Genomic DNA, 24,887 nt, shown 5'->3' with positions numbered 1-24,887 from the left:
CGATCAAAAAGATCATTTTACCTGGATCATGACCGGGCTCGGGTCCGAAACCGGGGGCGAGGCCGTCCGTAACCGCGCGGCCTGCGGGAATCGGGCCTCCGAGCCTCCTCCGCCGGCGGCCGCCGGCGGAACCGGTTTCACTCTCCGCTGAATCCGCTGATCAGTCCTTCCGGCCGAGCACCGCGACCATCTGGGTGTGCAGCGGGTGCTCCAGCGGCCCGGCGGGCCCGGCGGGCCGCCATTCGGTCACGTGGGCCACCCCCGGTTCCAGGATCGTGAGGCCCTCCATGAACCGCTCGACCTCGGAGGAGTGCCGGAAGTAGGACCCGCCGAGCCCCGACTGCAGGATGCGCTTGGCCTCCTCGACGCGCGGGTCGTCACCCGAGTCGTGCAGGTGGGTGAGCACGACGTGGCTGCCGGACGCCAGGAACGGGAGCAGCGCCCGGACGACCCCGGCCGGGTCGCGCTCGTCCGGTACGTGGTGGATGATCGCGGCCAGCACGATGCCCACCGGGCGCGACAGGTCGAGCAGCCTGGTCAGCGCGGGGTCGGTGAAGATCTTCTCAGGCTCGTACAGGTCGCCCTGGATGAACGTCGCGACGCCGGTCTCGGTCAGCAGGGCCCGCCCGTGCGCCAGCACGATCGGGTCGTCGTCGACGTACACCACCCGCGAGTCCGGGTTGGCCGCCCGGGCGAACTGGTGCACGTTGGACGACGTGGGCAGCCCCGACCCGATGTCGACGAACTGGTCGATCCCGAGATCGCGGGCCATGTAGGTCACCGCCCGCTCGATGGCGACCCGGTTGCCCTGGGCCACGACGGGGGCCTCCGGCACGAGCTGCATCACCATGTCGGCCACCTCGCGGTCGGCGGCGAAGTTGTCCTTGCCGCCGAGGAAGTAGTCGTACACGCGCGCGAAGGTGGGCGTGGAGGGGTCGATGCCCGGAGGTGCGTTCTCGGGGAGGTCGTCGGCCACGCGCGCGGCTCCTTCTGTTGTGCGCCCTGATCCCCTGAACGGGCGACGGCGATGATCCAACAGTAGGACGGATCCCCTTCCCCGTCCGGGCTTTCGGCGCGGACGGGGTGCGGTTTTCCGCAGGGCAGGGGGTGCGGCGTGCGGCCGGACGGCCCGGCGGTGCGCTCCATGGCGGCGCGGCGTCCCGGTTCCTAGCGTCGTGTACATGATCGAGACGATGTACGCGGCGTCCGGGAGCGGGCCCGCAGGGGGCGTCGCGGGGTGGGCGACGGACCTGATGGACAAGCTGGGCGCGCCCGGGGCGGGGCTGGCGATCGCGCTGGAGAACCTGTTCCCGCCACTGCCGAGCGAAGTGATCCTCCCCCTGGCGGGGTTCGCCTCCGCGCAGGGCCGGATGAGCCTGGTGGCGGCGCTGGCGTGGACGACGGCCGGCAGCGTGGCCGGGGCGCTGGCCCTGTACGGGATCGGCGCGCTGATCGGGCGGGACCGGATCCGCGCGCTGGTGGCGCGGCTGCCGCTGCTCAAGCTGGACGACCTGGACCGGACGGAGGCGTGGTTCGCCCGGCACGGCGCCAAGGCCGTGTTCTTCGGCCGGATGATCCCGATCTTCCGCAGCCTGATCTCCGTCCCGGCCGGGGTGGAGCGGATGAGGATGGCGACGTTCCTGCTCTACACCGCCCTCGGCAGCCTGCTGTGGAACACGGTGTTCGTGCTGGCCGGGTACGGGCTCGGGGACAACTGGCGGACGGTGGAGGAGTACGTCGGCGTCTACTCCAAGGCCGTGCTCGTGCTGGTCGGGCTGGCGGCGCTGGCGTTCGTCGCCGTACGTATCGTGAAGTCGCGCAGGTCCGCGCGGCGCCCGGGGCCGGGGGTGCACCGAGCGGAGGCGAGAGGGTCGTCGAGTGGAGGCGAGAGAACTCGAACGTGATCGCAACTTTTGAGGTGCCGCGCGGCGGCCCGCGCGCGGCGGCACGGGCCGCTGCGGGCCTGCTGCTCGGCGCGGTCACGGCCGGGGCGGAACTGGTGCTGCTGGCGGTGGCGGCGGTCCTGATGGCGTACTCGATGGCGTTCTCGCGCGGGCGCCGGAAGGTGCCCGCGGCCGTCGCGGACGGCGCCGAACTCCTGGCCGAGCTGGAGCTCTGGAGGCTCCGGGCGTTCCTCGGCGAGGACCGGGCCGTCCGGTACGGCCCGTTGAAGGCGCTCGCCTACCTCGTGCTGCGGGTGCCGGTAGGGCTGCTCGGCGGCGTGATCCTGCTGCTGCTCGCCTACGGGGCGGCGGCCGCGGTCCGGCTGGCGGTGGGCTGGTGGATCACCGGCGACCACATGGACGACATCCCGCCGACCTGGTGGATCGTCCTCTACACGGCCGTCGCGGGCGTGGTGCTGCTCTTCCTCGCGGTCCAGGGCCTGGTCGGGGTCGCGGCGATGGAGCGGAGCGTGGCCAGGCGCTGCCTCGGGCCGAGCCCGCTGGAGGAGTACGAGCGCCGCATCGCGCAGCTGTCGGTGACGCGGGCGCAGGTGGTGGACGCGGTGGACGACGAGCGCCGCCGCATCGAGCGCGACCTGCACGACGGCGTCCAGCAGCGGCTCGTGGCGCTCGGCATGCTGATCGGGCGGGCCCGCCGCGCAGGCGACGACGAGCGGGCGGCCGAGCTGCTGAGGCAGGCGCACGAGGAGTCCCAGCGGGCGCTCGCGGACCTGCGGGAGGTCACCTGGCGGGTCTACCCGGCGGCGCTGGACGGCGAGGGGCTGCGGGCGGCGCTGGAGACCGTGGCCGAGCGGTCCGCGCTGCCGGTGGCGATCGAGTACGACGTCCCCGGCCGGCCCCCGCACGCGGTCGAGACCGCGGCGTACTTCGTCGTCTGCGAGGCCGTCACCAACGCCGCGAAGCACTCCGGCGCCGCGTCGGTGCGGGTGGCCGTGGCGGGATCGGCGACAATGATCGGCGTGCGCATCGAGGACGACGGGGGCGGGGGAGCCGACCCGGGCGGCGGCGGGCTCGCCGGGCTGGCCCGCCGGGTGGCCGCGCTGGACGGGACGTTCGCCGTGGACAGCCCGCGTGGCGGCCCGACCGTGATCACCGCGGAGTTGCCGTGCGGGTGATGCTGGCCGAGGACTCCACGCTGCTGCGCGAGGGCCTGGTGCGGCTGCTCGCCGAGGAGGGCCACCGGGTGGAGGCGGCGGTGGGCGACGGCGACGCGCTGATCGCGGCGGTGGCCGCCGGCCCGCCCGACGTCGTGGTCGTCGACGTCCGGATGCCGCCCAGCCACACCGACGAGGGCCTGCGCGCCGCCCTGGAGATACGGCGGCGCTGGCCGGACGTCGGGGTGCTCGTCCTGTCGCAGTACGTGGAGAAGCGCTACGCCGCCGAGCTGATCACCGCGGACACCGCGGGCGTCGGCTACCTGCTGAAGGACCGGGTCGCGCAGGTCGACGAGTTCCTCGACGCTCTGGAGCGCGTCGGCGCGGGCGGCGCCGCGTTCGACCCGGAGGTGGTGCGCCGGCTGCTGGCCGCGCACGGCGCGCAGGGCGACCCGCTGGCGCGCCTCACCCCGCGCGAGCGGGACGTCCTCGACACGATGGCGCAGGGGCACACCAACGCCTCGATCGCCGCCCACCTCCACATCTCCCAGAGCGCCGTCGAGAAGCACGTCAACGCGATCTTCGACAAGCTCGACCTGTCGCACGCGACCGGGTACAGCCGCCGCGTCCTGGCCGTCCTGCGGTACCTGGGCTCCTGACGGCGGCGCCTACCCGATCCCCTCGGCGATCCGCAGCGCCATCGCCATGATGGTGAGCTGCGGGTTCACCTCGGGGCAGGTCGGCAGGACCGACGCGTCGGCCACGTGCACGCCCCGGACGCCGCGCAGCCGCCCGGACGGGTCCACCGGCGCCCTCGCCGCGTCGGCGCCGAGCCGCGCCGTCCCGGTCGGGTGGAACCCGGCCAGGTGCAGGTCGCCGGCGGACGCCATCGCCACGGCGTGCGTGAGCTCGGCCTCGTCGCGGGCGACCGGGCGGCGGGGCAGGCCGGTGAGGACCTCCTCGGCGCCCGCCGCGAACAGGATCCGGCCCATCGCGACGAGCGCCCGGCGCAGCCGTGCCGCGTCCTCCCGGGCCAGGTCGTAGCGGACGAGCGCGCGGTGCCGGGCGCCGTGCACGCGGCCGGACGGGGCGTCGGCGATCATCGCGCCGAGCACGGCGAGGCGGTCGGCGCCCTCCAGTGCGCGGCGCAGCGCCCGTCCCGCGCCCGGCAGGGGGAACGAGCTCATGCCGGGCGGGCTCGCGGTCGCCTCGATGAGGATCCCGTCCGCGTGCAGCTCCTCGACGCCGACACTCTGCATCACCCCCGACCAGGAAACGACCGGCTCGGCGAACCTCCCGGCGATGTTCGTCGCGGGGTGGACGGCCATACCGCGTCCCACCCCGGGATGCGAGCCGAGGCCCGACCGCCTCAGCAGCAGCGGCGTCTCCAGGGCGCCGGCCGTGACGACGACGCGGGGCGAGAGGACCTCGAAGGCCGTGCCGTCCGGGCGCCGCGCGCGCACACCGGTGGCGGTGCCGCGCTCGACGAGGATCCGTTCGACCCGGGCCCGGGAGACGATCCGCGCTCCCGCCTCGCAGGCCTGGGGGAGCGCGTTCAGGTGGACGCCGTACTTGGCGTTGTGCGGGCAACCGGCGGCGCACTGCCCGCTGCCCACGCAGTCGGGCGCGTTGCGGCGCAGCGGCCCCGCGCGCCAGCCGAGCCGCTCGGCGCCCTTCAGCGCGAGCAGCCCGTTGCGGCCGAGGGGCCCGATCGGCTGCGGTGCGACCCTCAACGTGGCCTCGACCTCGTCGAGGTGGTCGCCGAAGTCCCCGACCGGGACGCCCAGCCCCGCCCACCGCCGCAGGACGCGGTCCGGCGTCCGGTAGCAGGTCCCGCTGTTGACGACGGTCGTCCCGCCGACCGCGCGGCCCTGGGGCAGCAGCACCGGCGGGCGGCCGAGCGCGACGGTGGAGCCGCCGTCCCGGTACAGGTCGAGGAACCGGTCGAGGGGCGGGCGGTCGCGGAACTCGGCGACGGTGAACCTCCGCCCCTCCTCCAGGACCACCACCGACATGCCGCGCCGGGCGAGGGTCCGCGCCGCCATCGCGCCGCCGGCGCCCGACCCGATCACGACGGCGTCGGCGGTCGAGCACGCCGGCCAGCCCTCCGACGGCGTGCAGTCCAGCGGCGCGTCGGGGCGCGGGTCGCCGGCCGGCCGGGGGAGCGGCAGCAGCTCGGTGCCGGCGGCGAGCAGCAGGGGGATCTTCAGCGCCTCCACGAGCCGCGCCGCCGGCTCGCGGGAGGTCAGCAGGGCGCAGAACGCGTCGCGGCGGTCGGCGTCCAGGCCGTCCAGCGGGTGTCCGGTGGCGAGCCGGGACAGCGCGTCCAGCGTGCCCGCGCCGGCGCGCAGGCCGAGCCGCGCGGGCGCCGGGAGCGCCCGGCCGACGGCCTCCGCGCGGGCGGACACCCGCGCCAGGTCGCCGGGGTCCTCGATGCCGAGCAGTGCCGCGACCGTTCCGGTCATCGCGCTCATCGCAGCCCCACCTCCGCGTGCCCGGTGCCGTCGAGCCGCCATTCGCGCTCGGTCTCCCAGCCGCGCCCCGCCCGCCGGGCCAGCACGATCCGGACGTCGGCTCGCTCGGAGTTGTGGCAGACGGCCGGGGCGCCGTCCGGGTCGGCGTAGTCGACGGAGACGGTCTCCCCGGGCGGCAGCGTCACCCGCACGTGCACGCGCCGGTCGCCGATGCGGCCGTGGACCGTCCAGGCAGGCAGGCCGATGCCGGCGCGCAGCCGCAGCGCCGCGAGCAGCGGGTCGCCGGAGGCCAGGTCGGCGCCGTCGACCCGGAGCCGGACGAACGGCAGCGGAGGGAGCCGGTCCATCCCCGGACGCGTCGACACCGCCGCCACGATCTCGCACACGTCGCCGCCGCCGAGATCGGCGTGCAGCCACGCCCAGCGGCGCGCGTTCCCGTGGCCGTAGATGCGGGCGGACGCTCCGGGCGCGGCCTCCAGTTCGAGGACGCGGTCGCCGAACCGCACCACGCCGTCGTACGTCGCGGCCGGCCTCGGGACGATCTGCGCGGCGGGAAGGAGCTCCGACTCCCACGCCCAGCGCGGGAACGTGTAGAGGGGCCGGCCGCCACCCGACTCGCGCAGGTCCCAGGTGAGGGTCCCGGCCGTGCCGGTGAGCCGCCCGTCGGCCTGCTCGACGGGCCCGGCGGCGAACGCCGCGTCCTCCGGCGGGCTCCACCGCTCCGGGCCGAACCGCGCGAGCACCGGCGCCTCGCCGGGCGGGAAGACGGCGGCCCAGCCGTGCGCCCGCGCTGTGCCCGCGTCCGCCGCGCCCTTGGCCGGCGCGACCAGCTCGTGGTGGAGCCAGACGCCCGTCCCGGTCGCCGGGTCGGTCAGCGTCGTGTACCAGACCTCCAGCCGCCCCGGCTGTCCGCGCCAGCGCGACCGCAGGGGGTCGGGCCCGGGGAAACGGAAGCCGCCGAGGAAGCGGACGAGATCGCGGCGCAGGTCGAAGCGCAGCCGAGCCTCACCGACCACGGCCCCGTCCTCGTCGGTCACCGTGAGCGGCAGGAGCGTCATCGACCGGACGGGGCGCCGCGGGCTGACGGTCTTCCAGCCGTCCAGGCGCAGCCGCCGCCCGTCGCCCGCGGTGAAGCCCAGCGTGTAGCGGATCCGGCGCGCCGCGACGGGCGCCACCCGCAGCCGTCCGGACGCCGCCGGGTCGTCCGCCCAGTCCGGCACACGGACGCGTCCGGTCAGCGCCCCCTCCACATCGCCCCAGGGACGCAGCACGCCCGGCAGGTCGGCGGCCAGCTCCAGCCGCATCGGGCGGTCGCGGTCCTCTCCGGCGAGCCGCAGCGACCCCTCCATCACCTCGCCGAAGACCGTGCGCCGCGCGCTCATCGCGAGCCCCGCATGATCGACTCGGTCTCGGTGAAGTACGCGCCCGCCGCCTCGCGCGCCCGCGCGGCGTCGCCGTCGCACAGGGCCTCGACCAGGGGCGCGAGCCGGTCCGCGGCCGCCGCCGGGTCGGCGAAGGCGTGCGTGAAGGCCTCCCGGACGGCGAGGTAGGCGTTCAGCAGGGCGTTGACCATGAACCCGTAGACCCGGTTGCCGGTGGCCGCCGCGATGACCCGGTGGACCTCGCACTCGGCCAGCTGGGCCTCGTCGCCTCCGGCGGCGTCCCCGACCCGCGCGGCCAGCTCCCGCAACCGGGCCCGCTGCTCGCCGGTGGCGTGGACCGCCGCCTTGGCCGCGACCTGCGCGCCGACCTCGCGCCGCACCTCGAAGATCTCCGCCATCCAGGCCGTCCCGACGGTGCTGACCAGCATCGGCAGCAGTTCGGGCCCGCCCAGCCGCTCGTAGTCGCGGACCCGCGTCCCCACGCCGTGCCGCGTCTCCAGCAGGCCGGCCTGCGCGAGCCGGACGATCGCGTGCTTCAGCGACGTCCGGGTGACCGCGTAGCCGGCGGCCAGGTCCCGTTCCGGCGGCAGGTAGGAGCCGGGCGGGTAGCGGCCGCCGAGCACGTCGTCGCGCAGCCGGTCGACGAGCGCGTCGACGACCGTGTCGCGGGGGATCGGGGAGGACGGCACCGGTAACCTCCAGAGGATGAGTGGATGAGCCACTGGACCACGCGCGCGGCCCAGCCGTCAAGACCGTGGCAGGGTGGGGGCATCACGAGAGGGGACGAGACATGGTCGGCACGCTCGACTGGGAACCGGCGAACGGACGGCGCGACCTGCTGGCCGATCCGGTGGCCGCGGCGATCGGCGGTCTTCCCGGCGCGGAGACCGCCGGGATCGACCCGGACCTGGCCGACACGGCGGCGTTCTGCGAGCGCTACGGCGTCCCCCTCGACGTCAGCGCCAACTGCGTGGTCGTGGCCGCCAAGCGCGGCGGCGAGGTCGCCCACGCCGCCTGCATGGTCCTCGCGACCGGCCGCGCCGACGTCAACGGCGTGGTCCGCAAGCACCTGGGCGCCCGGAAGGTCTCCTTCGCGCCGATGGCCGACGCCACGTCCCTGACCGGCATGGAGTACGGCGGCATCACGCCGATCGGCCTTCCCGCGGGCTGGCCGCTCCTCGTCGACGAGGCCGTCGCCGCCGCTCCGCACGTCGTCATCGGCAGCGGTCTGCGCAGATCGAAGATCCTCCTTCCGGGCAAGGCCCTCGCCGGGCTGCCCGGGGCGGAGGTCATCGCGCTGGCGCGGTAGGGGTGGCGTCCCGGGAGCCGCTACGGTGCCGGGATGCCGTCACCGATCCTGCGCCGCGCGCTGACCGAACCCGGGCTCCGTCCGCTGCCGGAACGGGCCGCCCGCCTCCTGGAGGACCTCGACGCCCCGCCCCGCCTGGCCGCCCACCTGCGGGCCGTCCACGACGTGGCCGCCGAGCTGGTCGACTGGATGGGCCGGCGCCATCCCGGACTCGCCGTGGAGGCGGAGGCCGTGCTGTTCGGCGCGGCCACCCACGACATCGGCAAGGCGCTCCACCCGGCCGAGCTGTCCGGCCCGGGCGCCGAGCACGAGCGCGCCGGGCACGGTCTGCTCCGGGAGCGGGGCGTCGAGGAGCGCCTGGCGCGCTTCGCCCGCACCCACGCGTCCTGGGACGACCCGGGCATCGGCGTCGACGACCTGCTCGTCAGCCTCGCCGACGCGATCTGGAAGGCCGAGCGCGTCACCCGCCTCGAACAGCGCCTCGTGGAGGTGCTCGCCGCCGCGTCCGGCCAGGCGGAATGGGAGGCCTTCATGGACCTCGACGACATCTGCGACCGGATCGCCGCGGGGGCCGACCGGCGGCTCGCCTTCCAGTCGGCCTACCCCGCGGCGGGCGGGACGGAGTCGATCGCGTAGCGGACGCCGCCGACCGCCTCGGCGCGGTCGAGCAGGGCCCGGTTGGCGGCGAGCATCTCCGCGACGGACGCGCACCCCGGCGAGGCGGCGCGCAGCACGCCGAACAGGACGGGGTCGTCAGGCGCCGCGAGCATCGGCACATGGCCGACTCGCAGAGCCTTGACCACGATGGCTCCGCTGAGGCCGAGATCCGCCACGGTCATGCCGGCGACCGTCGACCCGATCACCGCCGCGGCGGCGGGGCCGGGAAGCAGGACGATTCCCCACGGGTGCGGGCGCGCCCACTCGCCGAGCGAGATCAGCTCCTCCACGTCGGGACGCATCCGGTCGGCGAAGTCGGCGTAGGAGAGCTCCTCGGTCTCCGCCGTGCCGGCAGGGGGCTCGCCCGGCCCGTACAGGACGGCCTTGGCCTCGTACGTCCAGCCGGTCTCCGAGGGCTTGACCTGGCCCGAGATGTGCTCGGCCGGCGTCTCGCGCTGGACGCGCAGGAGGTCCGCGGCGTCCCGGCACGGGACCGTGCAGCTCAGCACCCGATCCGGTGCCGGCACGAGCCGCAGCGTCGCCTCGGTGATGACGCCGCGCCGGCCGAGCCCGCCGCGCACCGCGTCGAAGACGTCCGGGCGGACGTCGGGGGAGCAGATCACGGGCTCCCCGTCCACGACGACCTCCAGCGAGAGGACGTTCTCGGCCTGCGTCCCGTGCCGGTGGGACGTTCCGCCGAGGCCGCCCGCGGAGATCGTCCCGCCGACCGTGACGTCGAGAAGGTCGGTCAGGACGGGCGGGGTCAGCCCGAGCGGCAGCGTCGCCGCCAGGACGGCGCGCCAGCTCGTCCCCGCGCCGACGACCGCGCGGTCCGCGCCGACCTCGCGCACGCCCGCCAGCCCGCCGAGGTCGAGCGAGACGCCCGAGGTCAGCGACTGCCCGTAGGTGGAGTGCCCGAGGCCGCGCGGCACCGGCTCCAGGCCCTGCGCGGCGGCCTCGCGAATCGCGGCCGCGGCCTCCCGCGCCGACGCCGGCCGGACGACCCGCGCAGGCGAGCGTTCGACGATCCCCCCGAAGTCGCGCAATGCGATGCTCCCCCCGCTGGTGGTCTCCGCCTCCGGTCACGTTAGCCCGGCGCGACCTACCGGTGGCGCAGGCGCTCGGCGACACGGCCGAGGGCGTCGCCGAGCAGCTCGATCTCCTCCGGCGCGAGCACCTCGACGAAGACTTCGCGGACGACGCGCCGGTGCCCCGGGCGCGCCCTGCCGAGCGCCGCGGCGCCCTCGTCGGTCAGCTCCGCCCACACCGATCGGCGGTCGGACTCGCAGGCCGTGCGCTTCACGAACCCGGCCCGCTCCAGCTGGGTGACCTGGTAGGTGAGGCGGCTCTTGGACACCATCACCTCGCGGGCGAGGTCGGACATGCGCAGCCGGTTGCCCTCGGCGGACCGGAGCCGCACCAGCACCTCGAACTCGGGGTGCGACAGCCCGCCGTCCCGCTTGAGCTGGCGTTCGATCTCGTGGTCGATCAGGTGGCCGGCCGTCAGGAAGGCGATCCAGGCGCGCAGCTCCCGTGGGTCGAGCGGGTCCCCCGCACTGTCCATGCGGCGATTCTAGTTTTCGACGAAGGAGACGGCCGATGCCCCCACCGGGTACCGCCACGACGCGGACGGTGCCCGCGAGTGTGATCTGGGTAACTCTTTCTCTCCGCCGCCGACGCCGCGTGACTCGTGGTTCGACAGGGGTCACCTGCCGGGAAAGGAATATGGCCCGATCCAATCCCTCCTCCAGGCCGCCCCGCGCGCCTGACATCCCCCTTTTCGGTCTCGGGTCCTTTGCGTCGAAATGACAAGATGTTCCCGTTGACCGTATGTGGGCATGAGTGAGCGCTGAGAGTGTCCTGGAGAGGCGGGTCGCAAAGTGTCGCGCGGTAGTGAGTTCGTTGTGGTGGCCAACCGGTTGCCGGTGGACCGGAATGTCGGAGCCGACGGCGTCCCGCGCTGGCGGCGCAGTCCGGGCGGACTGGTCAGCGCGATCGCCCCGGTGATGAGGCGCAGGAAGGGCACGTGGATCGGCTGGACGGGCGCGCCGGACGAGCAGCTGGAGCCGTTCGAGGAGGACGGCATGTCGCTGCACCCCATCGCGCAGTCCGCGCAGGAGGTGGAGCTCTACTACGAGGGCTTCTCGAACGCCACGCTGTGGCCGCTCTACCACGACGTCGTCGCCACGCCCGTCTACGACCGGGCGATGTGGGACGCCTACGTCCGCGTCAACCGGCGCTTCGCCGAGGCGGCGGCGAAGGTCGCCTCGAAGGACGCCATCGTCTGGGTGCAGGACTACCAGCTCCAGCTCGTCCCGCAGATGCTCCGCGAGCTGCGTCCGGACCTGCGGATCGGCTTCTTCCTGCACATCCCCTTCCCGCCGGTGGAGCTGTTCTGGCAGCTGCCGTGGCGGCGGCGGATCCTGGAGGGGCTGCTCGGCGCCGACCTGGTCGGCTTCCAGCTCCCCGGGGCGGCGGCGAACTTCGTGCGGCTCTGCCGGCGCCTTCTGGACGCCCGTTTCGCCAAGCAGGACGTCTTCTGGGACGACCGCGTCGTGCGGGCCCGCGCGTTCCCCATCTCGGTGGACGTGGGCGAGCTGAACGACCTGATCGGGCGCGAGGACGTGCTGGAGCGGGCGCAGGAGATCCGCACCGACCTCGGCGACGCCACCGTGCTGCTGGGCGTCGACCGGCTCGACTACACCAAGGGCATCACGCAGCGGCTCCAGGCCTTCGGGGAGCTGGTCGAAGAGGGCCACATCAAGCCCGGGCAGGCGGTGTTCGTGCAGATCGCGACGCCGAGCCGGGAGCGCGTCGAGCAGTACCAGCTGCTCCGGGAGGAGATCGAGCAGCTCGTCGGGCGGATCAACGGAGAGCACGGCGAGATCGGGTTTCCGGTCATCCACTACCTGCACAGCTCGTATGACCGCGCCGAGCTGGCCGCGCTGTTCCTCGCGGCGGACGTGATGGTGGTGACCCCGCTGCGCGACGGCATGAACCTGGTGGCCAAGGAGTACGTGGCCTGCCGCAAGGACCTGCGGGGCGCGCTCGTGCTCAGCGAGTTCACCGGGGCCGCCGCCGAGCTGAAGCGCGGCGCCTTCCAGGTCAACCCGTACGACATCGACGGCCTGAAGGGCACTCTGATGGCCGCGCTGAACGCCGAGCCCGCCGAGCAGGCGAGGCGGATGCGCGTCATGCGCCGCCGCGTCATCGAGCACGACGTGGACCGGTGGGCGCAGGAGTTCCTCAGCGAGCTGGAGAACCCGGCGCGCTCGGCCCCCGCCGAGCAGGCTCCTACTGCCCTGGAGGGCTGAACCGCAGGTCGAAGGCGGCCCAGACCGCCTTCCCCCCGGTCGCCAGGCGCGCCCAGCCCCAGGAGTCGCTGATCGCGCCGACGACGACGAGGCCCCGGCCGCCCTCCGCGCAGCGGTCGGGTTCGGTCGGCACCGGCTCGGGCGCGCGTGCGCCCGGGTCGGTCACCGACACGACCAGCCGCCGTGGATGGCCGATCAGGACGAGCTGGATGGGGCACAGCGGCAGCGGCTGGGGAAGGCCCTCCAGGCCGTGCCGCAGCGCGTTGGTCACCAGCTCCGACACGGCGACGACCACGTCCCCGGCGTCGTCGGCCATGCCCCAGGCGTCCAACGTGACCTGGGTGAACTCGCGAGCCGACCGGGGTGCGGTGATCTCCGCCGGGAGCACCCGGCGGGCCGTGCGCGGCGCGCCCGCGTGCGGGGCGGGCCAGAGCCCGGCGAGACCGGGGGTCGCGGCCGGGCCGCGCGCGGCCCCCGCGGGAACGTTCGGGCCGAGCGTCATCTGCGGGGCGTCCGGCCAGGGCGAGTGGACGGCCGAGAAGTGCCGTGGCCGCCCGCCCCCCATGGTGGCGGGGGCTGCGACGTCGTCTGCCTGGTCAACGGTCATGGTCAAACCTCAGAGGCGTGCGGGTTGGTCACCGGCGAGCGTTCGCTATCTTGCTCCCCAAGTCGTGCAGATGCAAGACCGTCTGCATGAACCAATGCAAGAACGAATGCACGTGCATCTCGTACCATGGTGTGGGGTGGGGCGAGATCGCGGTCTCCTGGGACAGGGGGACCGAGACGCCTAAAGGGGGCGATGATGGACGGCCACCAGATGTCGGACGTCCGGTGCGGCGGGCTCGTCTGGCAGAAGAGCCGGCGAAGCAACCCATCCGGCAACTGCGTCGAGATGGCGGAACTCCCCAACGGGGAGATCGCCGTGCGCAACTCCAGGGACCCCGAGGGAGCGATCCTCGTCTACACGCGCGAGGAGGTGGAGGCGTTCGTCGGGGGAGCCAAGGACGGTGATTTCGACCACATGCTCGTCTGACCGGCCGGCAAACCGAACGGGATTCCATTTACTGGTCCGGCCAGGTAGGTTGCGGCCATGTACCTGGGGCAGATCGCCGCTCGGACGCCCGACAAGCCCGCCGTGGTCATGGCGGGCTCCGGGCGGGTCGTCACCTTCCGGGAACTGAACGAGGAGTCCAACCGGCTCGCGCAGCTGCTCCGCGCGGAGGGGCTGCGGCCGGGGGACCACATCGCGTTCATGCTGGAGAACCACCCGCTCTACCTGGCCGTCGCCTGGGCCGCTCAGCGGTCCGGGCTGTACTACACCGCCATCAGCTCGCGCCTCCAGCCCGACGAGCTCGCCTACATCGCGGGCAACTGCGAGGCGAAGGCCTTCATCACCAGCGCCGCGATGGAGGCCGCCGCGCAGTCGCCGCCGGACGTTCCGCTGCGCCTGATGCTCGGCGGCACGGCCCCCGGCTACGCCTCCTACGAGGAGCGCGTGGCCCAGCACCCGCCCACGCCGATCGAGGACGAGTGCGAGGGCGCGGACATGCTCTACTCGTCCGGCACGACCGGCCGCCCCAAGGGCGTGAAGCCGGCCCTGTCCAAGGCCCCGATGGGCGAGGGCGGGACGCTGTACCAGCTCCTGTCGTTCCTCTTCCAGCCCGACGCGGACTCGGTGTACCTCTCCCCGGCGCCGCTCTACCACGCGGCGCCGCTGCGGTACTCGCTCAACTTCCACCGGTTCGGCGCCACCGTCGTCGTGATGGAGAAGTTCGACGCCGAGCAGGCCCTCGCCGCCGTCGAGAAGTACCGCGTCACGCACAGCCAGTGGGTGCCGACCATGTTCATCCGGATGCTCAAGCTCCCGGAGGAGACCCGCGCCCGCTACGACGTGTCGTCGCTGCGCTGCGCCGTGCACGCCGCCGCGCCCTGCCCCGTCCCGGTCAAGGAGCAGATGATCGCCTGGTGGGGGCCGATCCTGCACGAGTACTACGCCGGCACCGAGGGCAACTGCTTCGTCTACACGAACTCGGAGGACTGGCTGGCCCACAGGGGCACCGTCGGTCGCCCCATCCTCGGCGAGGTGCACGTCTGCGACGAGGACGGCCGGGAACTGCCGCCGGGGGAGCCCGGCACGCTCTACTTCGGCAACGGCCCCGAGTTCGAGTACCACGCCGACGAGGCCAAGACCGCCGCGTCCCGCGATCCCCGGGGGCGCGGCTGGACCACCCTCGGCGACGTCGGCCACGTGGACGGGGACGGCTTCCTCTACCTCACCGACCGCCGCGCCTACATGATCATCAGCGGTGGGGTGAACATCTACCCGCAGGAGGCCGAGAACGTCCTCGCGGTGCATCCGAAGGTCGCCGACGTCGCGGTGTTCGGCGTCCCGGACGCCGAGATGGGGGAGGCGGTCAAGGCCGTCGTCCAGCCGCCGTCCATGGACGACGCCGGCCCCGCGCTGGAGGCCGAGCTGATCGCGTACTGCCGCGACCGGCTGGCCCACTACAAGTGCCCGCGCTCGGTCGACTTCCGCGCCGAGCTGCCCCGGCACCCGACCGGCAAGCTCTACAAGCGCCTGCTGAAGGACGAGTACTGGGCGGACGAACGTCCTGCCACGGCCTGAGACGGCCCTGAACGGCCAAACCCCGGCCGGGCCCCCTCAGGGGCCGACCGGGGTTTGGAACGCGCCAGGGGCGTTCTAGTGCATCGGCATCGGCGCGTCCACCGCGGGGGTGTCCGGCTTCCTGCGCGGCAGCAGCAGCGCCGGCAGGAACGCCAGCAGCAGCAGCCCGGCCGAGTACCAGTAGGTGTGCTGGAACGCGTTGGCCATCGGCCCGGCGATCTTCTGCATGATCGCCGGCGGCACCTTCTCGGTGCTGCCGATCTCGCCGCCGCCCCCGCCGCCGAGCTCGGAGGTCAGCCGGTTGGCCAGCAGCACCGAGATCATCGCGGTGCCGATGGACGCGGACACCTGCTGGATGATGTTCAGCATCGTGCTCGCCCGCGGCACCTCGTCGTGGACGAGCGTCTGGATGGCCGCCGCCATGGTCGGCATCATCGTCATGCCCATGCCGAGGCCCATCACGAACAGGGTCCCGCCGAGGGCCCAGTAGGAGGTGTCGGCCTCCAGGATCGAGGCGAAGCCCGACACCGACAGGACCACGACGACCATCCCGACCAGGACGACCCGGCCGGGGCCGATCCGGTCGGTCAGCTTGCCGCCGATCGGCATCGTGATCATCGCGCCGAGGCCCTGCGGGGCCAGCAGCAGGCCGGACTGCAGGGCGCCCTCGCCGCGGACGGTCTGGTAGTACAGCGGCAGCAGCAGCATCGCGCCCATGAACGCCATCATGAACAGCAGCATCGTGCCGGACGCGGCCGCCACCGAGCGCCGCTTGAGCAGCCGCAGGTCGATCAGCGGGTTCTCGGCCTTCAGCGCGCGGACGACGAAGCCGAGCACCAGCACGGCGCCGACCGCCCAGAAGCCCAGAGAGCCGGTCTTCAGGAAGTCCTTCATCTCGGCGCCCTTGGCCACGCCGTAGATCAGCGAGGCCAGGCCGGGGGACAGCAGGAGCAACCCGATGAAGTCGAGGCGCTCGGCGGGCTTCGGCTCGTCCCGCTTGAGGATCCGCGCCGCCAGCGCCAGCGCGACGATGCCGATCGGCAGGTTGATGAAGAAGATCCACCGCCACGACACATCGTCGACGAGGTAGCCGCCGATGATGGGGCCGAGGATCGGGCCGAGCAGCATCGGCACGCCGACGATGCTCATCACCTGGCCGACCCGCTGCGGTCCCGCCGCCTGGGTCAGGATCGTCATGCCGGCCGGCATGATCATGCCCCCGCCCAGGCCTTGCAGCACCCGGAAGGCGATCAGCGACTCGGCGGACCAGGCGAGGCCCGCCAGCATCGAACCGATGACGAACAGCCCGATCGAGACCATGTAGAGGCGCTTGGTGCCGAACCGGGCCGAGGCCCATCCCGTGATCGGGATCACGGTGGCCAGCGCCAGGGTGTAGCCGGTGGCGACCCACTGGATCGTCGCCAGCGAGGTCTCGAACTCCTTCGCCAGGTCGTTGATCGCGACGTTGACGACGGTCACGTCCAGGATGGACATGATCGCCCCGAGGACGACCACCATGGCCGTGGCGAGCACACCGCGGTCCAGGCCTCCTCCGGCGCCGGGTTCCTTCAGCGGGCCGTCCGCCACCTTGGGAGATGCGGGAGCGGTCAACTCTGTTCCAATCGTCAGGCCCGCATGTGGGCACGCGGGGGCCGTGGTCTCGTTGCTCAGGGAGTGTCAGGGCTCGCTCATGGCTCGCCTGGGTACTGCCGCAAAATACTGCAGCGACTGACACTTTCGCGAACGATTAAACTTCGAGCGCTCCGGGAGTATTCCAGCGGGGTCCGACAAATCCGCCCTGCTCCGCGCCGTCCGCGCTCCCGCCTCCACCGCCCCCGAGGCCGACCAAGTGTGACAGACGCGACACCGCACTCCTTCCTTCGCGAGTCGGAGAGGCAGACCGTCGCCGGTCCCCGAACTCATCGCCCCCGGGAGGAGGTACTTCGCCGCTCACCGGGTCAGAGGTTGACGGTGATGCCCAGGCCGCGGTCGCGGGCTCCCCGGTAGGCGACCGAGGCGGCGGCGACGTCGAGTGCGGCGTGTCCGGTCGACTTGAAGAGCGTCAGTTCCGTGGCGGAGCGGCGGCCCGGGTGGCGGCGGTCGAGGACGGCGCCGATCAGGGTGGCCGCGGACGGGTCGGTGCCCTGCAGTTCCCAGGCGCCGGCCGGCGGAGGTTCGGTCACGGCGCCCGGCCATTCCACGAACAGCGATGACGACCGCAGGGTCTCGGCGTCGAACTCCGGGCCGTCGGAGCCGCCGACCGAGCTGAGATGCGCTCCGTCGGCGAGCCAGGACCGGCGCACCACGGGCTCCCGGCTGGACGTGCAGCAGAAGACGACGTCGGCCGTCTTGACCGCCGCCTCGATGCCGGCGGCGGAGCCCGCGGACAGGTCCGCGACGAGCCGCTCCGCCCTCTCCTGGTCGCGCGCGCCGACCACGACCTCCGCGGCGTCCATCGCGGCGAGGACGGCGAGCTGGGCCCGCGCCTGCGCGCCGGTGCCGATCACGGCGAACCGGGTGGCGCCGGGCCGGGCGAGGGCCAGCATGGCGGCGGTCGCGGTGGCCGCGGTGCGCACCGCGGTGATCGCCTCGGCGTCCATGATCGCCAGTGGGCGGCCGGTCTCCGCGTCGAAGTGGGCGACGATGCCGCGGTGGGAGCCGCGGCCGCCCGCGGAGAAGACCGACACGAGCTTGGCGGTCAGGCCGAGTTGCGGAACGTATCCGGGCATCGCGCCCAGCAGCCCATGCCCCGAGCGGGCCGCGACGCGCGCCGGGGCGGAGACGTCGCCCCGGCTGACGGCGACGAGCGCGGTGCGCACCGCCGCCAGCACCGCGTCCGGCGGCGACGCGGCCCTGGTCTGCTCCCGGTCGAGGACGAGGACTCCGCCGCCCGCGGGGTCAGTCATCGCCGGCTCCGTCGCCCGTGCCGCTCAGCGCGCCCTCCAGTTCGGCCGTGGCGGACGTGAGGTCGTCCTGCAGTTTCTCGAGGGTGGCGTCGTCGAACTCGCTGTCCAGGCCGACGATCGTGACGGCGCAGATGGGCCGCCCGCCGCCGGCGAGCACCGCGCGGCTCACCGAGGCGATGACCTCCTCGTTGCGCCCGCGCTCCAGCGCGAAGCCGGTGCGCCGGGTCCGGTCGATCTCCTTCAGCAGGTCGGCCCTGGCGGTCGCCGGGTGTCCCTGCTCCTCCGCGGCGCGCAGGTAGGGGATCCGGGCGGCCTCGTCCAGCGCGGAGACCAGGGCGAGGGGGCCGGCGAACTTGTGGATCGGCAGCAGCTCGCCCAGCAGATCGGTGATCATCGCGAGCCGCGGCGGCCGGACGACGTCGATCACCCGGCCGCCGTCCGGTTCGAGCACCTGCAGGTTCACCATCATCGCGGTCCGGTCGGACAGCGCCTGGAGCACCGGCCGGCTCAGCACCACCAGTGAGTTCGCGGCCGCGGCCTGGGAGAACTGGAGCACGACGGGGCCCGGCAGGTAGCGGTCCTCGCTGCGCATGATCCAGCCGCGCCGCACCAGCTCGAGAAGGATGCGGTAGGCGGTGGCGCGGTGCATCCCCGCCTCGTTCGCCAGCTCGCTGAGTCGAAGCGGGTGATCGGCCCGGACGACGGTCTCGATGAGGTCCAGGGCCTTGTCCACGGCAGAGCTGGCCGGTCTGGGCAACTTCCCTCCACTGGCGTTGAGCGTTTTCCGATGCTTGACGCACATTATCAGACGTTGCTAATGTTGTAACAGTTGTTACGGTGTATGTAACACATCGACTAGGCACCCCCTCACCTCGCGAGGCTCGAGAACGGAGACAGGGCGATCGCCATGGTGGACAGAGACGAACGACCGATCGCCGGCAACGACCCGGCCCCCACCCCCTTCGCCGCCGCCGTACCAGGGCAGGTCGTGCTCTACCGCGGCGTGTCGGTGATCGACGGGACCGGCGCCCCCGCGCGGCACGGCATGGCGGTGGTGACGGACGGCCCGACGATCGCGGCGGTCGCGCCCGAGGACGAACTCCGCTCCTCGGACCTGTCCGGCGCCGAGACCGTCGACCTGCGGGGCGCGTTCCTGCTGCCGGGCTTGATCGACACCCACCAGCACCTGTCGACGCCGCCGAACCGCGAGCAGGCCGAGGCGTTGATGCGGCGGCAGCTGTACGGCGGCGTCACCGCGATCCGCGAGATGGCCGGCGACCTGCGGCAGATGGCCGACCTGGCGCGCGCCGCGCTGGTCGGCGAGATCCCCGGGCCCGACGTCCACAACGCGGCGCTGATGGCAGGTCCCGGCTTCTTCGACGACCCGCGCACCTGGCAGGTGTCGCAGGGGGCGACCCCCGGCGCCACGGCCTGGATGCAGGCGATCGACGACGGGACCGACCTTCGGCTGGCCGTCGCGATGGCGCGCGGCACCGGGGCGACGGCCGTCAAGGTCTACGCCGACCTGGCGCCGGCACTGGTGGCCCGCATCACCGAGGAGGCGCATCGGCAGGGCATGCGGGTGTGGGCGCATGCGGCGGTCTTCCCCGCGATGCCCCGCGACGTCGTCGCGGCCGGGGTCGACGTCGTGTCGCACGCCCACTACCTCGCCTACGATCTCGCCGGCGACCGGCCGGTGGCGTACCGGCAGCAGCGCGAGCACCTCGCGGACGCCTACGAGCGCTTCATGGCCGCGCCGGAGGACGCCGTCGACGGGCTGCTGGACGACATGCGCCGCCGCGGCACGATCCTCGACGCCACCGCGAGCCTCACGGCCAGGATCCCGTCCAGCGCGCCGGGCGCGGCCGAACTCGCGCCGGACGTCATGCGGCGCCTGATCGGCCGCGCGCGGGCGGCGGGCGTCACGATCTGCACCGGCACCGACTACGAGTCCCCGCCGAGCGACCCGTACCCGTCTCTCCACGACGAGCTCCGCTACCTGGTGGAGGCCATGGGCATGCCGACGCGGGAGGTGATCCGCGCCGCCACGCTCGCCGGAGCGGCCGGCGTGGGGCTGGAGCACGCGATGGGCGCCGTCCGTCCCGGCATGCTCGCCAACCTCCTGATCGTCGCCGACGACCCGCACGAGGACATCGACCATCTCCGCGGCGTCATCACGACGGTCAAGCGCGGACGGCGCCACGACCGGGCCGACTACGACCGCGCGTCCGCCACCAGGGCCGGCGCGACCATCGAGGAGGGGACGCCGGCGTGAGCGTCGACATTGCGGACTTCATCGTCGTCAACGCGCTGGGCGGGCTGGACAACCCGAACGCCCCGGCGTCGCTCACCGCGTCCGGCGCGCTCGTCCAGACCAGCGAGCAGTTGACCGTCGACGCGCGCACGCTGGCGGACGCGCACGCCTCCGGCGTGACCGCGATCAACGTGACGCTGGGCTACACGATGGGCGACCTTCCGCCCTACGAGCACACGCTGGACGAGCTCCGCACCTGGGACGCGATCATCGGCGCCCACCCGCGGGACCTGATGCGGATCGACACGGCCGCGGACCTCGCCGAGGCGAAGCGGCAACGCAGGATCGGCATCATCTACGGCTTCCAGAACGCCGCCGCCGTCGAGGACCGCGCCGAGCGGATCGGCACGTTCGCCGGGCTCGGCGTCCGGGTGGTCCAGCTGACCTACAACCAGGCGAACCAGATCGGCGACGGCTCGATGGCGCCGGAGAACCGCGGGCTGACCCCGCTCGGGCGCGACGTCGTGGCCGCCCTCAACGAGCACCGCGTCATGGTCGACCTCTCGCACAGCGGCGAACGGACCTGCCTGGAGGCGGCGCGGATCTCCGCGCAGCCCGTCTCGATCAACCACACGGGCTGCCGCGAGCTCGTGGACCTGCCGCGCAACAAGACCGACGAGGAACTGCGGCTGGTCGCCTCGCGGGGCGGCTTCGTCGGCATCTACTTCATGCCGTTCCTCAACGCGTCCGGGCACGCCACGGCGGCGGACGTCGTGGAGCACATCGCCCACGCGGTCAACGTCTGCGGCGAGGACCACGTCGGCATCGGCACCGACGGGACGATCACCGCCATCGACGACCTGGACGCCTACCGCGACCGGCTCGCCGAGCAGGTGGCGCGGCGCCGGGCGGCCGGCGCGTCCGCGGCCGGCGAGCGGAGCGACACCTACCCGTTCGTCGTCGACCTGCGCGGCGTCGACCAGTTCCGGGAGCTGGCGCGGCTGCTCACGCAGCGCGGCTACTCCGCGAGCCGGATCGAAAAGATCCTCGGCCTGAACTTTCACCACTACGCAAAGGCGGTCTGGGGCCGATGACACTCTTCACGAGAGGCGGAGCCATGCGGCGCCTCCCGCTCCTCGCCGGGGCGCTGGTGGCGCTCCTGCCGCTCGCGGCGTGCAGCGGCGGCGGCGCGACGTCCACCGCCCTGAAGCCGGGGGCCAAGACGTTCGGGTCGCTGCCCGCGCAGACCGGCACGCCCAAGGACGGCGGCGCCATCGACATCGGGCAGCAGCCGGGGGCCGGACCGTTCTACATGCTGCCGGTCGTGCCCGGCGCGTTCAACTCGACCTTCGTGACCTACCAGTTCCAGCGGCTCATGTACCGGCCGCTCTACTGGTTCCCGCAGGGCGCGAGCCACAAGGTCGACGAATCGCTCAGTCTGGCCGCCCTGCCGGAGTTCTCCGACGGCAACAAGACCGTGACCATCAAGCTGCGCGATGGCTACAAGTGGTCCGACGGCAACCCGGTCGAGGCCGATGACGTGGTCTTCTTCATCGACCTGGTGAAGGCGGCGCTCAAGAAGAGCCCGGCCAACTGGGCCGACTACACCCCGGGCCAGTTCCCCGACAGCATCGCCGGGGTCGAGGCGACCTCGAAGAGCACGGTGAAGCTGAAGCTCAAAGAGGCGTACAACCCGGAATGGTTCACCGCCAACCAGCTGACCTCCATCATCCCGCTCCCGGCCGACCAGTGGTCCCGCACGTCGGCCGATGGGCCGATCCTCGACCACTCCTCGCCCGAGAACGCCAAGGCGATCTACGCCTACCTCGACAAGGCGTCGCGGGACCCGGCCACGTTCGCGACGAACCCGCTGTGGCGGACGGTGAACGGCCCGTACCGGCTGAGCAGCTTCGACGTGACCACGAACGCGTACTCGATGACCGCCAACGAGGCGTACGCCGGGCCGCAGAGACCGCACATCAAGACGCTGAACTTCCGGCCGTTCACCTCCGAGACGGCCAAGTTCAACCAGCTCCTCAGCGGCAAACTGACCGTGGCCACGGTCGACCAGAACAATGTCGGGCAGGTGGCGGCGCTCAAGGCCGCGGGCTACCACGTCTACGGTGCGCCCAGGTTGGGCTTCAGCTTCATCATGCTCAACTTCAAGGACACGACCGGCAACGTCGACAAGCTCTACGCCCAGCACTACATCCGGCAGGCGTTGCAGCATCTGATCGACCAGCCCGGCTACATCTCCAGCAAGGGGATGTACAACGGCGCGGCCGTCGAGAGCTACGGCCCCGCCCCGGCGAGTTCGCCCTACGTGTCCGGGAACGTCGCCACCGCGCCGTACCCCTACGATCCGGCCGCCGCCCGCAAGCTGCTCGAAGACCACGGCTGGAAGGTGGTGCCGGACGGCGGCACGACGTGCGAGCGCCCCGGCACCGGGCCGTCGCAGTGCGGGGCCGGGATCCCGCGGGGGCAGACGCTGAAGTTCAACCTCTTCTACCGCAGCGAGCCGCAGCTGCACAGCGCGGTGAGCACCGCGTTCGCCTCGGCGGCCCGCAAGCTGGGCGTGACGGTCACGGTCGCGCCGAAGACGTTCAGCTTCCTGATCCAGAACTTCAACGTGCCCGCGGCGCCCTCGAAGGCCGGTGAGTGGGCCATGTCGACCTGGGGCGGCTTCAGCACGAAGCCGTACCCGACCATGTCGGGCGTCTTCGACACCAAGGGCTCGGGCAACGTCGGCGCCTACAGCGATCCCAAGACCGACGAACTGATCCGGGACTCGGTGCACGGCGCCGACCGCAAGGCCGTCCAGGCCGAGATCGAGCATCTGCGGACCGACCTGCCGGTGCTGTGGCTGCCGAACGCCCACACCATCTGGGCCTGGAAGGACACGCTGTCCGGCCCGTCCGACTCCTTCGCCAACCTGCCGGCCAGCGTGCTCACCCCGGAGTACTGGTACCTGAAGTAGCCGGGCCCGCCGAAGCCGGAGACGGCCATCGAAAGAAAGGAGGCAAGGGCGTGGTCCAGTATGTGCTGCGGCGGCTGGGAACGTCGGCGATCGTGATCCTGGGCGTCTCACTGATCACCTTCCTGCTGCTGCACGGGATGTCGGGCTCCCCCGGCCGGGCGATCCTCGGCGTCCAGGCGAGCGCGGAGGCGGTGGCCGCCTTCGACCGGGAGCACGGCTACGACCGATCGCTCGCCATCCAGTACTTCGACTACCTGGGCCGGTTGCTCCACGGCGACCTCGGCCACTCCTACAAGCTGAACCAGAGCGTGAACGCGCTGCTGGCGGAGAACGCCGGCCGCACGGCGATGCTGTCGGCGGTCGCGCTCGCCCTCGCGATCTGCGTGGCCGTCCCGCTCGGCGTCTTCCAGGCGGTGAAGCGCAACAGCGTCGGCGACAACGTGTTGACCACGATCACCTTCGTCACCTACTCGATGCCCGTGTTCCTGCTCGCGATGCTGCTGATCCAGCTCTTCGCGATGGGGCTGGGCCTGCTGCCGGCCCAGGCGGCGCAGTCCAGTTCCGACTTCGTCATCTTCACCGAGCCGCGCGCCATGCTGCTCCCGGTGCTGACGCTGACCGGGGTCACGGTCGCGATGTACTCCCGGTACCAGCGGTCCGCGGCGCTCGACCAGCTCGCGCAGGACTACATCAGGGTGGCGCGGGCGAAGGGCCTGTCCATGCGCCTGGTGCTCACCCGGCACCTGCTGCGCAACGCCTGCGTGCCGCTGGTGACCCTGATCGGCATGTCGATCCCGCTGCTGCTGGCGGGGAACCTGGTGGTCGAGTCCGTCTTCAACTACCCGGGACTGGGGCTGCTCTTCTTCAACGGCCTGAACAACCAGGACTATCCCGTCCTGCTGGGCTACACGCTGGTCGCCGCGACCCTGACCGTCCTCGGGAACCTGGTGGCGGACCTGCTGGTGGCGGCCACCGACCCGAGGACGCGGCGCGCATGACCGAATCCGTGACCGACAAGACCGGCGGCAGGGCGCCCCGCACCGTGCGGGACGACCGCGGAGCGCGCCTCCCGGAGACCACGAGCGGATGGCGGCTCACCGCGCGGGCGTTCCTGCAGAACCGGCTCGCCGTCATCGGCCTCGGCATCATCGTCTTCTTCGTTCTGTTCTGCGGCGCCGGGCCGTACCTGTACGCGACCGACCAGGTCACCGTCGACCCGGTGAGCAGCCTGCTGGCGCCGGGCGGCGGGCACCCGCTCGGCACCGACGCGCAGGGCTTCGACGTGCTCGGCCGGATCATGCTGGGCGGCCGGGCGTCGCTCCAGATCGGGCTGTTCGCGGCGCTGATCGCCACCGGGATCGGCACGCTGTACGGCACGATCGCCGGGCTCGCCGGCGGTGTCGTGGACGGGTTCATGATGCGCGTGGTCGACACGCTGCTGTCGATCCCGTTCCTGTTCATCGTGCTGATCGTCGCCACCCGGTTCAGCTCCACGGTCCTGTCGCTGAGCCTGATCCTGGGCGCGTTCTCCTGGCTCGCGCCGGCCCGTCTCGTCCGGGCCGAGGTGCTGACGCTGCGCTCGCGCGGGTTCGTCGCGGCGGCGACGGTGATGGGGGCGACCAAGGCGCGGATCGTCGCCCGGCACCTGATCCCGAACGCGCTGGGCGTGGTGATCGTCAACATCACCTTCCAGGTCGCGGACGCGATCATCGCGGTCTCGCTGCTGGGCTTCCTCGGCTTCGGGCTCAACTACCCGGACGTCGAGTGGGGGACGCAGCTGTCCGCGGGGGTGTCCTACCTGCTGGCGGGCTCCTGGTGGCTGATCTACCCGGTCGGCGCCTGCCTCGTCCTGGTGGTCATGGCGTTCAACTTCGTCGGGGACGCGCTGCGCGACTCGATCGACGTACGGCTGAGGCGGCGCTGATGCCCG

23 protein-coding genes are annotated in these 24,887 nt (G+C 72.8%); 13 read left to right on the top strand and 10 right to left on the bottom strand.

Going from position 1 to position 24,887, the window contains the following annotated elements:
• Positions 1 to 160: 160 nt before the first annotated feature.
• A complete protein-coding gene (locus tag AB0H37_RS10000; RefSeq protein ID WP_360612165.1) occupies positions 161 to 976 on the bottom strand; it encodes an SAM-dependent methyltransferase in 816 nt (271 codons plus the stop codon).
• A gap of 205 nt (positions 977 to 1,181) precedes the next feature.
• Here AB0H37_RS10000 and AB0H37_RS09995 point away from each other — a divergent pair, with 205 nt between their 5' ends.
• From AB0H37_RS09995 to AB0H37_RS09985, 3 genes are read left to right on the top strand one after another with little or no spacing between them, the layout of a single operon-like run.
• Positions 1,182 to 1,904 (top strand): DedA family protein, encoded by a 723-nt coding sequence (locus AB0H37_RS09995; protein WP_360612164.1) that lies wholly within the window; start codon positions 1,182 to 1,184, stop codon positions 1,902 to 1,904.
• Entirely contained in the window at positions 1,901 to 3,079 is a 1,179-nt protein-coding gene (locus AB0H37_RS09990; protein ID WP_229810466.1) for a histidine kinase, read from the top strand. Before AB0H37_RS09995 ends, AB0H37_RS09990 begins: the two co-directional genes overlap by 4 nt.
• Positions 3,070 to 3,717: a response regulator transcription factor gene (locus AB0H37_RS09985; protein WP_329092801.1), complete on the top strand. Its 648-nt coding sequence runs from the start codon at positions 3,070 to 3,072 to the stop codon at positions 3,715 to 3,717. The genes AB0H37_RS09990 and AB0H37_RS09985 overlap by 10 nt, the downstream gene beginning before the upstream one ends.
• 9 nt (positions 3,718 to 3,726) lie before the next feature.
• Here the strand turns inward: AB0H37_RS09985 and AB0H37_RS09980 are convergent, their stop codons facing one another.
• Genes AB0H37_RS09980 through AB0H37_RS09970 form a run of 3 tightly spaced genes read right to left on the bottom strand, consistent with a single transcriptional unit; the run spans position 3,727 to position 7,603 of the window.
• On the bottom strand, positions 3,727 to 5,532 hold the full coding sequence (locus tag AB0H37_RS09980) for a GMC family oxidoreductase (RefSeq protein ID WP_360612163.1): 1,806 nt from the start codon (positions 5,530 to 5,532) through the stop codon (positions 3,727 to 3,729).
• Complete coding sequence (locus AB0H37_RS09975; RefSeq protein WP_360612162.1) at positions 5,529 to 6,914, bottom strand: hypothetical protein; 1,386 nt, start codon at positions 6,912 to 6,914, stop codon at positions 5,529 to 5,531. Before AB0H37_RS09975 ends, AB0H37_RS09980 begins: the two co-directional genes overlap by 4 nt.
• Positions 6,911 to 7,603 (bottom strand): GntR family transcriptional regulator, encoded by a 693-nt coding sequence (locus AB0H37_RS09970; protein ID WP_179834039.1) that lies wholly within the window; start codon positions 7,601 to 7,603, stop codon positions 6,911 to 6,913. The genes AB0H37_RS09975 and AB0H37_RS09970 overlap by 4 nt, the downstream gene beginning before the upstream one ends.
• Before the next feature lie 101 nt (positions 7,604 to 7,704).
• On the opposite strand from AB0H37_RS09970, the gene AB0H37_RS09965 reads away from it, so the two are divergent.
• A complete protein-coding gene (locus AB0H37_RS09965) occupies positions 7,705 to 8,223 on the top strand; it encodes a YbaK/EbsC family protein (RefSeq protein ID WP_360612161.1) in 519 nt (172 codons plus the stop codon).
• A 33-nt stretch (positions 8,224 to 8,256) separates the two neighbouring features.
• Positions 8,257 to 8,859, top strand: coding sequence for an HD domain-containing protein (locus tag AB0H37_RS09960; RefSeq protein ID WP_360612160.1), 603 nt, complete (start codon positions 8,257 to 8,259; stop codon positions 8,857 to 8,859).
• On the opposite strand, the gene AB0H37_RS09955 is transcribed toward AB0H37_RS09960, so the two are convergent.
• Positions 8,823 to 9,926: an FAD-binding protein gene (locus tag AB0H37_RS09955; protein WP_360612159.1), complete on the bottom strand. Its 1,104-nt coding sequence runs from the start codon at positions 9,924 to 9,926 to the stop codon at positions 8,823 to 8,825. The two genes, AB0H37_RS09960 and AB0H37_RS09955, sit on opposite strands and share 37 nt — an antisense overlap.
• Before the next feature lie 56 nt (positions 9,927 to 9,982).
• A complete protein-coding gene (locus AB0H37_RS09950) occupies positions 9,983 to 10,444 on the bottom strand; it encodes a MarR family transcriptional regulator (protein ID WP_329092788.1) in 462 nt (153 codons plus the stop codon).
• 316 nt (positions 10,445 to 10,760) lie between these two features.
• Here AB0H37_RS09950 and AB0H37_RS09945 point away from each other — a divergent pair, with 316 nt between their 5' ends.
• Entirely contained in the window at positions 10,761 to 12,194 is a 1,434-nt protein-coding gene (locus AB0H37_RS09945; RefSeq protein ID WP_329092785.1) for a trehalose-6-phosphate synthase, read from the top strand.
• On the opposite strand, the gene AB0H37_RS09940 is transcribed toward AB0H37_RS09945, so the two are convergent.
• On the bottom strand, positions 12,175 to 12,801 hold the full coding sequence (locus AB0H37_RS09940; RefSeq protein WP_329092783.1) for an ATP-binding protein: 627 nt from the start codon (positions 12,799 to 12,801) through the stop codon (positions 12,175 to 12,177). The two genes, AB0H37_RS09945 and AB0H37_RS09940, sit on opposite strands and share 20 nt — an antisense overlap.
• A gap of 195 nt (positions 12,802 to 12,996) precedes the next feature.
• Between AB0H37_RS09940 and AB0H37_RS09935 the strand changes: the two genes are divergently transcribed.
• Positions 12,997 to 13,227, top strand: a complete 231-nt coding sequence (locus AB0H37_RS09935; RefSeq protein WP_179834046.1) for a DUF397 domain-containing protein — start codon at positions 12,997 to 12,999, stop codon at positions 13,225 to 13,227.
• A gap of 57 nt (positions 13,228 to 13,284) precedes the next feature.
• A complete protein-coding gene (locus AB0H37_RS09930; protein WP_360612158.1) occupies positions 13,285 to 14,820 on the top strand; it encodes an acyl-CoA synthetase in 1,536 nt (511 codons plus the stop codon).
• Positions 14,821 to 14,895: 75 nt separating this feature from the next.
• On the opposite strand, the gene AB0H37_RS09925 is transcribed toward AB0H37_RS09930, so the two are convergent.
• The 3 genes from AB0H37_RS09925 to AB0H37_RS09915 form a co-directional block, all read right to left on the bottom strand.
• Positions 14,896 to 16,431 carry a DHA2 family efflux MFS transporter permease subunit gene (locus tag AB0H37_RS09925; protein WP_329092778.1) on the bottom strand — a complete coding sequence of 512 codons (1,536 nt, stop codon included), beginning with the start codon at positions 16,429 to 16,431 and terminating at the stop codon, positions 14,896 to 14,898.
• Between the two features lie 347 nt (positions 16,432 to 16,778).
• Positions 16,779 to 17,726, bottom strand: coding sequence for an NAD(P)-binding domain-containing protein (locus tag AB0H37_RS09920; protein WP_329092776.1), 948 nt, complete (start codon positions 17,724 to 17,726; stop codon positions 16,779 to 16,781).
• The gene (locus AB0H37_RS09915) at positions 17,719 to 18,483 is read right to left on the bottom strand and encodes an IclR family transcriptional regulator (RefSeq protein WP_360612157.1); all 765 of its coding nucleotides are present in this window, start codon (positions 18,481 to 18,483) and stop codon (positions 17,719 to 17,721) included. The genes AB0H37_RS09920 and AB0H37_RS09915 overlap by 8 nt, the downstream gene beginning before the upstream one ends.
• Positions 18,484 to 18,633: 150 nt before the next feature.
• Here AB0H37_RS09915 and AB0H37_RS09910 point away from each other — a divergent pair, with 150 nt between their 5' ends.
• The 5 genes from AB0H37_RS09910 to AB0H37_RS09890 are packed head-to-tail and all read left to right on the top strand — an operon-like array spanning position 18,634 to position 24,881.
• Entirely contained in the window at positions 18,634 to 20,001 is a 1,368-nt protein-coding gene (locus AB0H37_RS09910) for an amidohydrolase family protein (protein ID WP_360612156.1), read from the top strand.
• Complete coding sequence (locus AB0H37_RS09905; protein WP_360612155.1) at positions 19,998 to 21,074, top strand: membrane dipeptidase; 1,077 nt, start codon at positions 19,998 to 20,000, stop codon at positions 21,072 to 21,074. The genes AB0H37_RS09910 and AB0H37_RS09905 overlap by 4 nt, the downstream gene beginning before the upstream one ends.
• Positions 21,075 to 21,097: 23 nt before the next feature.
• Positions 21,098 to 22,957: an ABC transporter substrate-binding protein gene (locus AB0H37_RS09900; RefSeq protein WP_360612154.1), complete on the top strand. Its 1,860-nt coding sequence runs from the start codon at positions 21,098 to 21,100 to the stop codon at positions 22,955 to 22,957.
• Between the two features lie 50 nt (positions 22,958 to 23,007).
• Positions 23,008 to 23,955 (top strand): ABC transporter permease, encoded by a 948-nt coding sequence (locus AB0H37_RS09895; RefSeq protein WP_329092765.1) that lies wholly within the window; start codon positions 23,008 to 23,010, stop codon positions 23,953 to 23,955.
• Positions 23,952 to 24,881: an ABC transporter permease gene (locus AB0H37_RS09890; protein ID WP_329092763.1), complete on the top strand. Its 930-nt coding sequence runs from the start codon at positions 23,952 to 23,954 to the stop codon at positions 24,879 to 24,881. Before AB0H37_RS09895 ends, AB0H37_RS09890 begins: the two co-directional genes overlap by 4 nt.
• The last annotated feature ends 6 nt before the right edge of the window (positions 24,882 to 24,887 follow it).

Origin of the sequence: Actinomadura sp. NPDC023710, from assembly GCF_040639875.1 — a bacterium.
GTDB classification, from domain to species: domain Bacteria; phylum Actinomycetota; class Actinomycetes; order Streptosporangiales; family Streptosporangiaceae; genus Spirillospora; species Spirillospora citrea.
This window is presented reverse-complemented; position numbering and strand designations above follow the sequence as displayed.